17 protein-coding genes and 1 riboswitch are annotated in these 13,737 nt (G+C 43.9%); of the genes, 7 read left to right on the top strand and 10 right to left on the bottom strand.

What is annotated here, in order from left to right; all coding sequences use genetic code 11:
- Positions 1-12: 12 nt before the first annotated feature.
- Both ACFQPF_RS13085 and ACFQPF_RS13080 read left to right on the top strand, forming a co-directional pair.
- The gene (locus ACFQPF_RS13085) at positions 13-1,422 is read left to right on the top strand and encodes a hypothetical protein (protein WP_379750185.1); all 1,410 of its coding nucleotides are present in this window, start codon (positions 13-15) and stop codon (positions 1,420-1,422) included.
- A gap of 299 nt (positions 1,423-1,721) precedes the next feature.
- Positions 1,722-2,996: a hypothetical protein gene (locus ACFQPF_RS13080; protein ID WP_379750184.1), complete on the top strand. Its 1,275-nt coding sequence runs from the start codon at positions 1,722-1,724 to the stop codon at positions 2,994-2,996.
- A gap of 221 nt (positions 2,997-3,217) precedes the next feature.
- On the opposite strand, the gene ACFQPF_RS13075 is transcribed toward ACFQPF_RS13080, so the two are convergent.
- A complete protein-coding gene (locus ACFQPF_RS13075) occupies positions 3,218-4,081 on the bottom strand; it encodes a 5'-methylthioadenosine/S-adenosylhomocysteine nucleosidase (RefSeq protein ID WP_379750183.1) in 864 nt (287 codons plus the stop codon).
- Positions 4,082-4,237: 156 nt separating this feature from the next.
- Positions 4,238-4,339, bottom strand: a riboswitch (purine riboswitch).
- A 197-nt stretch (positions 4,340-4,536) separates the two neighbouring features.
- Between ACFQPF_RS13075 and ACFQPF_RS13070 the strand changes: the two genes are divergently transcribed.
- Positions 4,537-4,872 (top strand): BhlA/UviB family holin-like peptide, encoded by a 336-nt coding sequence (locus ACFQPF_RS13070; protein WP_379750182.1) that lies wholly within the window; start codon positions 4,537-4,539, stop codon positions 4,870-4,872.
- A gap of 83 nt (positions 4,873-4,955) precedes the next feature.
- Here the strand turns inward: ACFQPF_RS13070 and ACFQPF_RS13065 are convergent, their stop codons facing one another.
- Positions 4,956-5,660: a hypothetical protein gene (locus ACFQPF_RS13065; RefSeq protein WP_379750181.1), complete on the bottom strand. Its 705-nt coding sequence runs from the start codon at positions 5,658-5,660 to the stop codon at positions 4,956-4,958.
- Positions 5,661-5,874: 214 nt separating this feature from the next.
- On the opposite strand from ACFQPF_RS13065, the gene ACFQPF_RS13060 reads away from it, so the two are divergent.
- Complete coding sequence (locus ACFQPF_RS13060) at positions 5,875-6,399, top strand: ECF transporter S component (protein WP_379750180.1); 525 nt, start codon at positions 5,875-5,877, stop codon at positions 6,397-6,399.
- A 22-nt stretch (positions 6,400-6,421) separates the two neighbouring features.
- On the opposite strand, the gene ACFQPF_RS13055 is transcribed toward ACFQPF_RS13060, so the two are convergent.
- Complete coding sequence (locus tag ACFQPF_RS13055) at positions 6,422-6,652, bottom strand: hypothetical protein (RefSeq protein WP_379750179.1); 231 nt, start codon at positions 6,650-6,652, stop codon at positions 6,422-6,424.
- Positions 6,653-6,826: 174 nt separating this feature from the next.
- Between ACFQPF_RS13055 and ACFQPF_RS13050 the strand changes: the two genes are divergently transcribed.
- A complete protein-coding gene (locus ACFQPF_RS13050) occupies positions 6,827-8,008 on the top strand; it encodes a DUF4317 domain-containing protein (RefSeq protein WP_379750178.1) in 1,182 nt (393 codons plus the stop codon).
- 59 nt (positions 8,009-8,067) lie between these two features.
- Here ACFQPF_RS13050 and ACFQPF_RS13045 read toward each other — a convergent pair whose 3' ends face one another.
- The 7 genes from ACFQPF_RS13045 to ACFQPF_RS13015 all read right to left on the bottom strand — a co-directional run bounded on the left by ACFQPF_RS13045 (position 8,068) and on the right by ACFQPF_RS13015 (position 12,271).
- Positions 8,068-8,739 (bottom strand): hypothetical protein, encoded by a 672-nt coding sequence (locus ACFQPF_RS13045; RefSeq protein ID WP_379750177.1) that lies wholly within the window; start codon positions 8,737-8,739, stop codon positions 8,068-8,070.
- A complete protein-coding gene (locus tag ACFQPF_RS13040) occupies positions 8,729-9,475 on the bottom strand; it encodes a hypothetical protein (protein WP_379750176.1) in 747 nt (248 codons plus the stop codon). The genes ACFQPF_RS13045 and ACFQPF_RS13040 overlap by 11 nt, the downstream gene beginning before the upstream one ends.
- Positions 9,462-10,196, bottom strand: a complete 735-nt coding sequence (locus ACFQPF_RS13035) for a hypothetical protein (protein ID WP_379750175.1) — start codon at positions 10,194-10,196, stop codon at positions 9,462-9,464. The genes ACFQPF_RS13040 and ACFQPF_RS13035 overlap by 14 nt, the downstream gene beginning before the upstream one ends.
- Positions 10,197-10,395: 199 nt before the next feature.
- Entirely contained in the window at positions 10,396-10,668 is a 273-nt protein-coding gene (locus ACFQPF_RS13030; protein ID WP_379750174.1) for a YwqI/YxiC family protein, read from the bottom strand.
- A complete protein-coding gene (locus ACFQPF_RS13025; RefSeq protein WP_379750173.1) occupies positions 10,649-11,035 on the bottom strand; it encodes a YwqH-like family protein in 387 nt (128 codons plus the stop codon). The genes ACFQPF_RS13030 and ACFQPF_RS13025 overlap by 20 nt, the downstream gene beginning before the upstream one ends.
- Positions 11,036-11,339: 304 nt before the next feature.
- The gene (locus ACFQPF_RS13020) at positions 11,340-11,717 is read right to left on the bottom strand and encodes a DUF4176 domain-containing protein (RefSeq protein ID WP_379750172.1); all 378 of its coding nucleotides are present in this window, start codon (positions 11,715-11,717) and stop codon (positions 11,340-11,342) included.
- Between the two features lie 92 nt (positions 11,718-11,809).
- Positions 11,810-12,271 carry a hypothetical protein gene (locus tag ACFQPF_RS13015; protein ID WP_379750171.1) on the bottom strand — a complete coding sequence of 154 codons (462 nt, stop codon included), beginning with the start codon at positions 12,269-12,271 and terminating at the stop codon, positions 11,810-11,812.
- A 256-nt stretch (positions 12,272-12,527) separates the two neighbouring features.
- Here ACFQPF_RS13015 and ACFQPF_RS13010 point away from each other — a divergent pair, with 256 nt between their 5' ends.
- Both ACFQPF_RS13010 and ACFQPF_RS13005 read left to right on the top strand, forming a co-directional pair.
- Positions 12,528-13,226 carry a Na-translocating system protein MpsC family protein gene (locus tag ACFQPF_RS13010; RefSeq protein ID WP_379750170.1) on the top strand — a complete coding sequence of 233 codons (699 nt, stop codon included), beginning with the start codon at positions 12,528-12,530 and terminating at the stop codon, positions 13,224-13,226.
- Between the two features lie 174 nt (positions 13,227-13,400).
- Positions 13,401-13,685 carry a hypothetical protein gene (locus ACFQPF_RS13005; protein ID WP_379750169.1) on the top strand — a complete coding sequence of 95 codons (285 nt, stop codon included), beginning with the start codon at positions 13,401-13,403 and terminating at the stop codon, positions 13,683-13,685.
- The last annotated feature ends 52 nt before the right edge of the window (positions 13,686-13,737 follow it).

The raw sequence follows: 13,737 nt of genomic DNA, 5'->3' as shown, positions 1-13,737 counted from the left end.
ATTGATATGACCTTGGCAGAAAGTGTTACAGGGCTTACGATAATGCGGTTTTCACCCGGCAGTCCCATTCAATTAAAACGCCTCTACGCCCCGACCATTCCTCTCCGGAAAAGCCAGCTGAACACCGCCGCTTCCCCTCTGCCCGCATCCACACCCACTAAACAAAAATCCATCTCTATCGCCGCTACTGTTTTAAAACGATTCAAAGGCATAAGTGACACAGGCGTTCTTCCTCCGGATACGATGGGAGCAGTCGGTCTAGCTCATTTCGTCACGGTTGTAAACGGAAGGCTTACGGTGAGTGACAAAGTCACAGGCGCCCAGCTTAGTTCATCCACGCTTGATTTTTTCTGGCAGCCGACCGGCGTTATCGGACCGGGGACAGAGGCATTTGACCCGAAAATACTGTATGACAGGCTTTCCAACCGATTTTATATCGTTTCGCTGGCAGGGTTCAGCGCACCAAACTCCTGGCTTTTAGTCGGCGTTTCCCAGCCTGGCAACCCGTTATCGTGGGTGCTGCGCGCTATTGATGCGGACAAATTCGGCAGCACTCAGACAAACTCTTGGGCCGATTATCCGAGCATCGGAATCGACAATCAGCGGCTTTACGTGACCGCGAACATGTTTTTTAACACAGACGAATTTGATGCAGTAAAGGTGTGGATTTTTAATAAGACGTCTCTCTTTACACCTGGCAGCATCACATGGAACGAATTTTACAACCCGCCTGGCGCGGAATTTACTACACAGCCGACACAGGTGTTCACGAACGCTGTCACCCCGCAGTACCTCGTTTCCCAGCTCAGCCTTAACAAGCTTCAGCTTGCACGCATCACGTTCCCGAGCGGCGTTCCTGTCTGGACGAAGCTTCAAGTCATCACCATCGCTCCGCTGAGCAGTCCGTTCCCGCCTAACGCCCCGCAAAAAGGAACATCGTTCTTGATCAACACAGGGGACTCTCGCCTTCTGCAGGCGATCAACCGCAACGGCTGGATTTGGACAACCCATACCGTTTCCAGTGCTGACGGAAACCGATCTGAAGTCGCCTGGTATCAGCTCGGTCCGACAAGAACAACGCCTGTCCAGCAGGGGCGTGTCCGCAACACCGTCCGCTCGTATTACTACCCTTCTCTTGCCGTTAACTCCGTCAACAATGTGCTGATCGGATTCAGCGGCTCGTCGCCAAATGAGTTCGCGAACGCCTTTTTCACAAGCCGCCTCGCGTCTGATGCCCTCGGAACAACACGTCCTGTGATTTGGCTGAAAAACGGACTAGCCCCATATGAGCTGGACAGATGGGGAGACTACAGCGCCACGATGAACGATCCGTCAGACGATACGGTTTTTTGGACCACACAAGAATATACGCTTGCTCCCGACACATGGGGAACATGGTGGGGTGCAATTAGACTGCCTTAATTATTTGGTTAAGGCTCTTTTTTGTTTCAAGAACCCGTTTCCTTTAAAAACAGGCATCTGCCGGCTCCTCCGCCACGCGGCATGCATACAGTGAACAGTACACAAAAAAATTCCACGTAAAGGATCTGTATCATTTGCATCGTAAAACAAGAAATCGCCTTAAAAATAAAAACACTCAAGAAAACAGCGCAATTCAGCCATTATCAGGAAAAAAAGGAAAACACCGCTCTAAGGCCGCCGTTAAGGTCTCGCTTCAAAAAAGAATTTTCCCGGCTTCTCCTACGTCAAGATTAAAGAAATTGAATAAGAATTCCGTTTCATCCGCTACTCTTATCGACAGCTTTAAAGGAGTAACAGACAACACCTTCATACCGCCGGATACAAACGGGGCAATCGATCAAACCTATGTCGTGAACGCGGTTAACGGCAAAGTTCAAGTGAACAGCCGTGCAACGAACGACCAACTGTATTCTGCTACATTAAACGAATTTTGGTCGCCGACAGGTATGATTCAGCCTGGTACCGTCAATGCATTTGATCCCAAAATACTTTATGATGCGTCCACGAATCGGTTTTTCATGGTATCGATAGCCGGGAGTACCGCTCCAAACTATTTGCTTCTTGCGGCATCCGAGCCTGGTAATCCATTCACGTGGACTTACCATGCGATAGACGCAAGTGTGACTGAGGAAAACGGAAGAGGCGACCTTTGGGCCGATTATCCGAATATTAGCTTTAACACTGAATTTCTATACGTTACAGCGAACATGTTTATTTCTGGCGATGGATTTGACGGAGTGAAGGTGTGGGTTTTTAACAAATCGGATTTATATGATTTGATCTCCTCTTATGTCTACTTTTATAACCCTGACTCTATCGGCTTCACTACCGTTCCGGCACAGGTATACAGCGAGGAAACAACCAATCAATACCTTGTTTCCGCTGATTTTCCGAACGCTATTTCTCTCTATCGAATTTTCTTCGATAGCGGCGAACATTTCTGGAAAGTACTGCCTAGTGTGCGGGTAGACAGATTTCAAGATCCGCCAAACGCTTCACAAAAGGATTCCACACAAGGAATTGACACGGGTGACGGAAGGCTTCTTCAAGCCGTATATCGCAACCGTTCCATATGGACCACGCACGCCGTCGCTAGTGATGATGGCAGAAGAGCCGAGGCAGCATGGTACCAAATCGATCCGGTTTCTTCCACCGTCATACAGCAAGGGCGAATACGCGATGGTAGCCGTTCGTTTTATTATCCTTCGCTAGCGGTTAACGCTGAAAATCATGTTGTGGTTGGCTTTAGCGGCTCATCACCCAATGAGTATGCCAGCGCCTTTTACACGAGCCGGCTTGGAACTGATCCGGCAGGCTTCACTCAGCCCGTAGCACTCATGAGGCAGGGGCAGGCTTCTTATTTCAAAACCTACTCTGGGACACGCAATCGCTGGGGAGATTACAGCGCTACAATGATTGATCCGGCCGATGACTCTGTCTTTTGGACCGTGCAAGAATACGCCGTACGAGAAAACACGTGGGAAACCTGGTGGGGCGTTATTAGACTTTCGTAACGGCGTCCGGTACATTCTCTATTTCCAGCCCGCGTGGACATTTAAAGAACACTTGGCTGACGCTATGTCTTTAAGTCAGCCTTAGTTGCCCTTACACTATGTACGTTAACTTTTTTGCCACGTCGAGTAATCAACTCGCAAAAAAATTTTACTTTTCTATAGTGTTAAAAAGCCTTCGACCATCCAGCAGGCTGGACGTTCGAAGGCTTTTCATATGAGATTTATTGATTCTGTGCGATATATTTCTTCACCACTTCATACACGTACTCTTGATTGGCTGCGGCCGTCTTCGGGTCATACTTTCCGCCGTTTACCTTGTTGTTAGATAGTACGCGGATTCCAAGGAACGGCACATCATACGCTTTGGCCATCTGTGCCGCAGCCGCGCCTTCCATCTCCTCGACCGAGCTTCCGAACTTTTCATGGAACCAGTTGATGCGGTCCACTTCATTGTTCCAAACATCCGCTGAACCGATCGTCCCTTCCACAACCTTGCCTTTCTTATACGTGTCCTTTACTGCGTGTGCCGCAGCAAGCAGCTCCGCATCTCCTTCATAATAGCGCGCTTTTTCCGCATTCGGATCCTCGCCCGCACTTCCCTCGCTCGCCATCAAGTCCATCGGAATCCACGTTGTCGGGTCGATTCCTTCGCCAGCTAGCTTGCTCGTTGTCTTCAGTGCGCCTAGGTTAACCGTGCGCTTTCCAAGCACGATGTCATATACGTTAAGATCCGCATCATGTCCGCCAGATGTTCCTTGGTTAATGATCGCAGAAGGCTTGTAACGCTCAATCGCAATAGCCGTAGCGGCCGCCGTGTTCTCCATCCCTTTGCCCGTTTTCGCTACAATCACCGGATAACCGTCCAGCGTTCCTTTGTAAAACACGAACGTACCGGATTTCTCCACTTTTACGGAGTCCAATCGCTTTGCGAGGTTCTCTGCCTCAATGGGCATCGGCCCTTGAATGATAATCGGGTTCTTGCTTTTAGCGTACGCCTTTTTTTCCTGTGTAGCCGTGCCGTTCCATCCAGTTAGAGCGACCGCCATCAAGACCGCTGCTGCCATTAAACCTGCTTTTTTTAACATGATGTTCTCTCCTCCGCTGTCTTTTTTCACCCGTTATAGGAACGAAAAAAGGTCCAAAAAGCAGACTCTGCCTTTTAGACCAAAAGAGTTAAAGTACCATCACGTACGCCAAATAAAAGCGCATGCGAAGGGATAGCGGCAACAGCGAAAAGACGCCGTGCCGGCACTTCAACTCGTAGTCCAGTTCTTATCGGGAACCAGGTAGAGACACTCGGACCATATTACCGAGCCTATACGAGCAAAATATATTATATAGTGAATACTTCTCTACCTTAACAAATCCACATCAAGATGACAAGGTTAAAGGCGAACATTTTTTATCAATGTTTATTAAATGTTCGTTTATCATGCTGAAATTAATTTACACACTTTGTCCAAGCCCTGCATATTGTATTAGTAACCTCATACCAATGAGTTTCCAATGCTATGAGGAAAGCAATGGGGAGGTGATAACCTTGAATGTTGATGTATTATCCTATTTTACAACAGAGGGGCCGTGGGCCATCTTGTTCGTTTTCGGTTTAATTTACACGATTAAATGGACGAGAGAACGCGAAGATGAAATGAAAGAAAATATGGAGAAGCTGCTGGAAACGTACGAGCAGTTATCCAAAGATCTGTCTTCCATCCACAGCGAACTCATTAAACACCAGCAAAATGTTCTTTTAAATCGTTCTCTCATTGAAATGATGCAAGAAGAATACGCTAAGAACAGAAAAATAGAATCCGAAACGCTTCATAAATTAACCGAGATTAGCAGAAATATAGAAAAGATAAAGAATGACACGTAATAGCTGCATCACCTTTATCCTTTTCATGGGGCTCTCCCCCTCTTTACATATCTATTTTTGTCGATATTTCTCGGGAAATGTCTCTATTTCCTGAACAGCCCTAAAAATCCTCGCCGTTTCGGCCGGCTCTCCAGCGCTTTTTCCAGCCGCTCGTTAAAGTCATTTTGCTGCCGCCATTCTGCAGCGTGTTCGCTGCGCATCTGCTGCAGCTCGCTTTCCAGCCTTTCGCTCTTTTCCTTCTCCTGCTGCAAAAGCACCTCATAATGCTTCGCCTGCTGCTCGGTTAGCTTCTCAAGCTTGGCACTCGTTTTTTGCGAGGCATTGCCAATCGCCGAGCTGATGACATGATGATCCTGCTGCAGCCTAGAAATGGTTTGCTTCAGCTCCATAACATCGCTAGCCAGCTGGACGTTCATTTCCCGGCTTGCCGCAAGCTCATTTCCAAGCAGCACCAAGAACTCACGCAATTGGGCTTGATCCTGCGGCAACGAGTTATATGTATCGGGTACCGATATGCTTGTATCCACAGATTCTTTCAGCCGTTCTCCCTGCTTCTCAACAAGATCCTTCGCCGCATCGTCCAGCTGCTTGTCTGTATCGCGCAGCGCTATGAGCACGTTCACATCGGACTGCACGAAAATCCTCCTGTCGCCGTCTTTTAAAAATTCATATCCGTTCCGCTCCAGTATCTGCCCATATTTCCGGACGGTCGGTGTCGCAATTCCGAGCTCTTCTGCCACTTCTTTTGAAGAATACGCCCGTTCGTTAGGCTGTATATCGCGTCTCATAACTCGTCTCCTTTTGGTTAGCCGTATATCATGCACCGATATACGGATCATTTTTTATACCTTTCGACAGCTCTCTGAGTGGTACGTCTATTACTTTGAGAAGCATCATCTGTATCATAAGGCTTGTATCGCTATTGGAAGCCCTTCACATCTCTATTTTTTCTGTTAAAATCAGTATGATAGAGTTAACAAATTAACTGAAAGAGGTCATCTTGTGAACACAACATACACATCCATAGAAAATTCCAGGACTAAAGCACTCGTCATCAACGCCCTTTTCATTGCCTTGACGCTTGTGGCGACCATGTTCATCAACTTCAAGCTGCCGACAATCGGAAACGGCGGCTTGATCCACCTTGGCAACGTGCCGCTATTTATCGCTGCGTTCGTATTCGGCAGAAGAACCGGTGCTATCGCCGGCGCCTTCGGAATGGGCTTGTTCGACCTCATTTCCGGCTGGAACATGTGGGCGCCATTCACCTTCGTTATCGTAGGTGCGATGGGATACGTAGCGGGACTTATTTCTGAAAAAGTCCCCGGCAAAAAAGCGTTCGTCTACATTATCGCTGTAATCGCAGCAATGCTAATCAAGATCGTCGGCTACTACTTTACCGAAGTCGTTCTATACGGCAACTGGATTCAGCCGTTCGGATCGGTTCCTGGCAACATTGTACAGGTTGCTTTAGCAGGAATCATCGTCGTGCCGATTGTGGCGCGCATTAAGAAAAGAGTGCTATAGACAAGAAGAGAGCTGAGGGCTATTAGTCTTCAGCTCTTTTTTGTTTGTATCTCATGTATCTATCCATAGTCAGCAGATAATGGTGCTTTGACTTAGGATACTCCCTTTCAATTGCAGCCTTCATACTGTATGAAACCGTTTTTTCGCCACGATAAATGCCCTTCGCTTCCATGCCGTTTAGCCTGCCTACATAATCCTCTGCTGACTTTTCACCAATTTTGTATTCTTTCATTAAAAAATCTTTGAAGTTCATTTTCATTCACACCCTTATTCATACATGTAATGACAAATTCAACATTTTGCATTTATCTCCTTCTTTATCGTCTCTCGTAACGACCCTAACACTCCAATTCAAACGAATAACTTATGATAAAATAAACGGTATGACCATTTCATTTATCACATCCACACAGGAGTGTACTCATTCATGAATAAAAAAGACATCGCGCAGTTTCGCAGGCAGTTCAAGAAAGATAATCAGTCATTGAAGATCTCGAGCATTTTCAACGTGTATATCATGAAGGAATCGAGTGACATCTACCATCATCAAAGCACGCATTTTGAGATGCTGGATCATGATCAGCAGGAGCTGTTTTTGAACAATTTTAAAAAACTGCTGGGCGGGAATTTGGATGAGAAGCTGTTCGAGCTGAAGTTTAAAAGAGACGCCGAAAACAGCAGCCAGCTGATTCTTCATCAGGGACTGCTGGCGCAGGATCTGGAGGATTGGAAAGAGCGGATGCTTCAGATGGTGGGCAAGATGCTGGCGGACCGGCTTTATGAGAAGGACATCGTGATCTCCTTCATCCGCGGTGAGTACAGAAAAAAGTCCCAGCGCCAGAATGACGAGTCCGAGGAAAGCGACAGTGGTCCTGTCTACTCTAACCCATTCATCCTTTGCAGCATCAACAATACGCAGGAGCCGAAGAAAGAACTGCTCTTTGACTATGCAGAAAAAGAGTTCAAGTACAATTTCGTGCTCGATCCTGTCATCAACCTGCACGCGCCGCTCGGCGGTTTCCTGTTCCCGTGCTTTACAGATAACGCGAGCGATGTGAACCATATTCTGTACGCTGCAGGAAAAGTGCATGAGCCAGACCATGACTTTATTGAACATGTTCTGAACGGCGAAGAAACGATGACGGCAAAGGACGACAAGATTGTGTTTGAAGAAATCATCAAGAACGTGACCGGCGATTCGCTGAACACCTCCACGCTGTCGAACGTGTATGAAGAGATTCACCGGATGATGGAGGAAAATGAAGAGGAAGAGCATCCGAAGCTGGATGCCAAGGACGTTGAGCGTGTGCTGAAGGTTAGCGGCCTGGAAGACGTGAGTACAGAAAAAGTGGAAGCCGCCTTTCACAACGTGATCGATGACAACAAGTATGAGATCAAAGCGAGCAGCATCGTTCCGAAATACACGTCTAAATCGATTAAAATCAACACCAAGATCGCGAACATCTCCATCAGCCCGCAGGACCTGAAGTATGTGAAGCAGGTGAATCTGAACAACAAACGATACCTCATGATTGAAGTGGACGAGGATACGGTGATCGAAGGATTTACGATGATACCCGAGGCGTTTGGAGAGAAAGTAGAAAAATAATAGAATGAAAGCTTCTCATCAGGTGTTGGGCTGGTGGGAAGCTTTTTTACATATAGGGGCTACATATCTAAGTAGCTTTCATTAGTTTTCATAAAACGATACTTATGAAAAAACTTAACAGAGATGTAAGTAAAGATGCTGGATAACCCAAGAATAGCGGAGGTTACTAACGAAAGCCCTGCATATTCAGACGTATTCATCGCAAAGTGAGCAACCATATAACCCGTTGGAACGGACCAACAAAGTAATTTATGATGCCACGGAAGGTCCTTAAAGACACCGAAATTATTTTTAACAGAAGCATATTTTTTCCAATGAAACCAAATTTGTTGAAGTATTAAGGCGATGTACCCTGCTAGCGTCACAATAAAAAACGCAGGAGAGTCCACTCCCAATACAAAATAGGCCATTTTTTGTGCAAGTACAAAATTACAAAACGACCCAATTGCAGTCGCCCAGGCTATAAAAATAATAATCTCGAACCTTAATTTTTCAGGCTTTCGCACAAAAATAGCCAAAGTCCAAAGGTTAATGATTCCAAGCAGCGGTATGGTTAACCAGAACGTCAACGGATGAGGCGGATACAGTATCGGCAAGATAAGTAAGAAATCAAGCATGACAAACGTAAATGCAAAGGCTGCATATCTGATCTGGTCTGTGTCAATGAAATTTAGATGCTCGCAAAAATGATCGGGTAAATCTCTGTATTTAACAGAAGGATCAATCTTCATACTCTATCACCTGTCTCTGACTTCTAAGCATACGTTTCTTCCTTGTTTTTTTGGTTTCACCAGGAAAACGTAAAAGATGTTCATTTGCGCTCATGAAAAAAAAGCGGTGAAAAAACTTAACGGAAACACAAGTAAAGAAACCGCTGAAAAAGGAATAAACAATGATCATGACGGATACCATGAAAAATTCAGACCTGCTCATTACAAATTGAGCAAAGACAGCCCCCACCGGAAGACTCCAATACAGAGCTTTATAATGCCAAGGCAAGTCCTTGAATAGACCAAACTTAGAATCAAGCGAGGAATATTTTTTTTTATAAAACCAAATCTGAAACACAAAGAAGGCAACATACCCAAGCGTAGAAACGAAAAAAAAGCTCAAGAAATGACCTTTTAAAATCATAATGGCCATTTTCTGAACAAGAACATAATAAGTGAAAGAACCTACGGCACCTATGCTTCCAATAAATAAAATGAATTCATAGTGAATGGACTCCGCTTTTCTGACTAACATGGTTAAAGCCCATAAATTAATAACTGAGATAGGCGGCATAGTCAGCCAAAGTATCCATTCAATTGGAGGAGAAATTAACGGCACAAGAATTAATAAATCCAGCATAATAAACGTGACGATTAAAACACTGGACTTTACTTTCCAAGATTCTATAAATGATAATTGCTCAAAAAAATGGTCCGGTATGTCTTTTCGTTTTACGGATGGGTCAATTTTTAACATCTCGATTCACCTTCCCAAAACGGACTTTAGTTCCCTTCCTACCGCTTTCAAACGTCGAAAAGGTTACTAAATGAGGGTTATTTCTCATAAAAAGGTAGCGGTGAAGAAATTTAATACCCATATTGGTGAAAAAAAACATAATGAATGAGTACATGACTACCATGTATGAATTCATTATTTGTGGTGTTTGGTTCACCATGATTTGAGTTAGAATATACCCTGTTGGCGCAGCCCACTTTATGATGTTGAGATTATTAAACTTTGATTTTAAGATATTTCGTGACAGCGATGTATTCTTTTCCCTTAAATAGATAAGAAGTATTACGTAAACAAGATATACAATAATGGAAATACTTATGAGAATGGGAGATTGGACATTTAAAGCATAGAAATTCATTTTTAAAATGAGGACAAAATAGGAAAATGAACCTACTGCGCCAAGAAATCCAAGATATAATAAGCTTTCAAATTTTGTTTGTGTGGAGTCTTTCAAGAGTAATAGGATAGCCCAAATATTTATAACCGTAATAACCGGAATTGTAACAAACAGAACCGTCTTAACAAAAGGAAAAAGAAGCGGCATCGCAATAACGAGATCAAGTAAGATAAATGTAAATACTGCAATAACTTGTTTCGTCACATCCGTAGGAACAAACGTCAGGTGTTCTTGCAGGTGTTTGGGCAGCTGACGATACTTCAGATTTTGATCCAGTTTAAGCATAGCGTTTTACCACCTAGTGAGCGTTTCTAAATCACGTTATTTTCATACGATTTTCAGCAAAAAGCTGACAAATGAACAATAGCTAACGATGGCAGAACTGTACCGATAGACTTGTGAAGAATCATAATAAACATGAATAAACCACCATTATAAAGATATTTTGATTTATGAGACAAAATACAGAACAGAAACCAAGGACCTACCTGACCATCCCATGAGCAATCTCCTCATCCATCTCACGCATCATTTGGATGGAATCCTTAGCAGCCTGGCTGTTTTTCGTTAACAGCCTTTGGTAAGCGGTTAACGTCTGCTGAAGACTGTGGCTGATGGCGTTGAGCTTTTTTACCGTATCCAGCACGTTTTGGCCGCTAATATCTGCCGGCATACTCGGCTCGATGGTTTGTGCAGCTGCCTGAAGCTTGCTTAAGGCCGCCTCTGCATCACTGTACTTAATTCTTATTTCTGCCACTTGCGGTCACCTCATCTCCTAATTTCAGCTGCATCTGAGCCAATCTAGCAGCCGAAATCGCCTCATTGATCGATTGAATGTCGGCATGCAGCGAACTGATTTTGCTTGCGATCGCTTGGAAGACACGGTCAAACTGGCTTCCCTCTATTTCCTCATACGCAGAAAGAATGCCATTTTCTCTTATGTTATCAAAGCTTTTGGCCAGCACACCTTCCCATGTGACGGAGGTTAACTCCGGTTTTGTGCAGAGATGCTTCTCTTGTTGAAACGCCTGCTGACATTCACTCAAGTCTCGCTGGCAATCCTGCATCCTCTGAAGCTGCTCCTGCTTTTCACGCAACCTAGCGTACAAATAGGACAATTCCATTGCTTACATCAACACCCTTTCAATCTGTTCACATTATTTAATAGTAACGGTTGAGACTAGCTGGTAAAAATAGGTCTATATTCATTTTTTAGTGATAATTACTAGTAAGGAAGCACTCATTGTGACTTATACCCTGTTAAATTGGTAAAATAAACCTCAAAATCCAGGATAATCGGCTTGCATGCTCACTATGTGAAGCAGGATCATTTCGAGAAAAAAGGTCCTGTCAGCAAAAGCTTCAGGACCTTCATTTCTTATGATGCTATAAAAAATCCCTGACGATGATTATGCCTGGGATTGCTGCTTAATTGTCTTGCCATTCACTTTCAATTTTCTTACGCAGCTTCTTTCCTTCTGCTGAATCATAGCCTCCATACATTACCTTCTCAATTACGTTTCGGTTAAAAAACACATTGTAATCAGCCGAGATGTTGCCTTCAGGGTATGGAACGGCTATGTAATCATACTGTTTGCCTGTACTTACTTGTATCTGGTTGTATCCATAAATCATGACACTCTTCTTCATCTTCTTCAGCTTTACGACCGTGCCAATAGGCAAAGGCTTGGATTGATCCAGCTTTTCTTTTTCAGCACTGCTTCCCTTTGCATCCGTGCAGCCTATTAACAGTAAAACGAGTAAAAAGATGAATGCTAGTTTTCCTTTATTTTTAGTTTTCAACATGTTCACTGTTCCTTTTCAGTTTTTTTGGCATTAACAGTTACTCTTTCTGTTCTAATATCCTCCAAGCCGCTTTTCACATTGTTCTGTAAAACTTAGTATTTAACGACTGTGGTCAGACCGCGGGGTGTTAGGTAGTTGCGGTGACGGAGTTCGTCTATCCACTTCTTTGGATTCAGGCTGTGTTGTCCATTTACCGTTTGATACGTATGTCGCGCTGCGTTGATTTCAACCGGTTCGGGGTGCTCCTTCATACTCTGTATACATCTCTCTAAGTCATGCTGGTTCGGCACTTGATAGATTTCCAAAACATCGCCTAACTCCATGTACTTTTCCATGTAAACTAGAAACAAATCACTCTCGATCCCGAACGCTTCATAGATGTATGGCATAGAAAATAAACCGCTGATTTTTTCTCTCCAATATTCATCAACTGAATGGATAGACAAATACACAGCGTCTTCCTCCTTTTCAAAAACAGTTTTCCTGTTAAAGGCATCGATTTCATCTGGAATAGTAAAAGGTTTGGATGAAGCTAAGAATGTAATTTGTGTCATTCAATTACCGCCTTTGTGATGGAATTTGCCGTTTTTAGTTATGGATTAATCTTAAATCCTCTCTTACATACTGAGTTACCAGACAAGCAAACGTCCACCCTTTATTTTCCTCCACTCGACCTTTTTAGAAACCTTTTACAATACGGTTTGCTTGCTTTTGATTCGTTCTGTCCGCTGCTGGGTAATATAATACTAACTCCCTAGTCGTTATACAGACGCGGCAATATCTACTATCATTCATTCCAAGGAGAGTACTATGGTTGAAATAAAAGTTCTGGAGAAAGAAACTGCCGGTGTCATTGGAAAGGTACTGCGCGATAATTTCGGGAAAGGTCCAGGGAATGTGGTGTGTTCGCTGTCTGACTCTGTTCTCGTGGCTTTTATCACGAATTTCGCCTCTCCGGTTGAGCTGTCTTTAATGAACATTCAGCAGAATTTATTTGTAGAGAAAACAAGGGATCTCTTAATGAGCACACTTAAGGAAGAAATGAAAACCTTCATGGCGCTCAAAATGCGTTATGAGGTGAAAGAGTTTTATTACGATTGGAATTTGGAATCACATTCAGGAATGCTGATCTTCATCTTCAATAAAGAAGCGGTACAAGACGGGACGTATCCTGAACAAGATCAATTGCATGGCATTATCTCAGAAATCAGCCATAAAGCAGAAAAAGTGCCGGATGAGATTCAATCAAAAAAACTGACACCGAAGCACCTTCTTGTGACGAGAGACGGCATTCTCGTCAGCATCGAGAAGGAATTGATCTCGCTCGGTTTTGAGGAAACGCTGTTACTGGCAAAGCGGCGTCTGGAGAAACGGTTAATAGAAGAACATATGGACGTCATTGAGCAGAAACTGGGCGCAAAGGTCATGGATTTTTTTATTGCCTGGAACTTTACAGAAGACAAAAGCTATATTTTATTTGTATTGCAACAAAACGCCAAAGCTAAATAGGAATTGTTTGGAAGACGAATTTGTGGTATGATAAAAGAATGTTATCTTAATAGTGTGCTGACGGTAATGAATGGACAATAAATAATGGACCAGACATAAGTCAGGGAAGATGCGAGACACGCTTCTTTCCTGACTTTTTTTATTGTCAGTTTTATACAAAAAGGAGGGAGCGCATTGACCATTACAAAGGAACGGCTGCTTTCTGCCTTAAACGATTATATCGACATGCAGCGCGATGACACAGACGACGGGAACCCGAGCGTCATCCGCAAAAAAGAGCTGGAAACGTACTTGGAGACTTCTGCTGATAAACTGCAGATCCCCTACACCAAGGAGTCGACCTCAACACAGACGTACTATCAATTTCAACTCGAGAACACGAGCTTAAAGCTGGAAATCAATTATCGATATAAAAATTATTATACAAGGCATACGCTAACCGCCGAAAACGCGCGGTAATACCGTATCACACGCAAAAATCCCAGACGAGAAGATTCGCCTGGGATTTACT

It is taken from the genome of Fictibacillus iocasae, assembly GCF_042665465.1.
Classification (GTDB): domain Bacteria; phylum Bacillota; class Bacilli; order Bacillales; family Fictibacillaceae; genus Fictibacillus; species Fictibacillus iocasae.
This window is presented reverse-complemented; position numbering and strand designations above follow the sequence as displayed.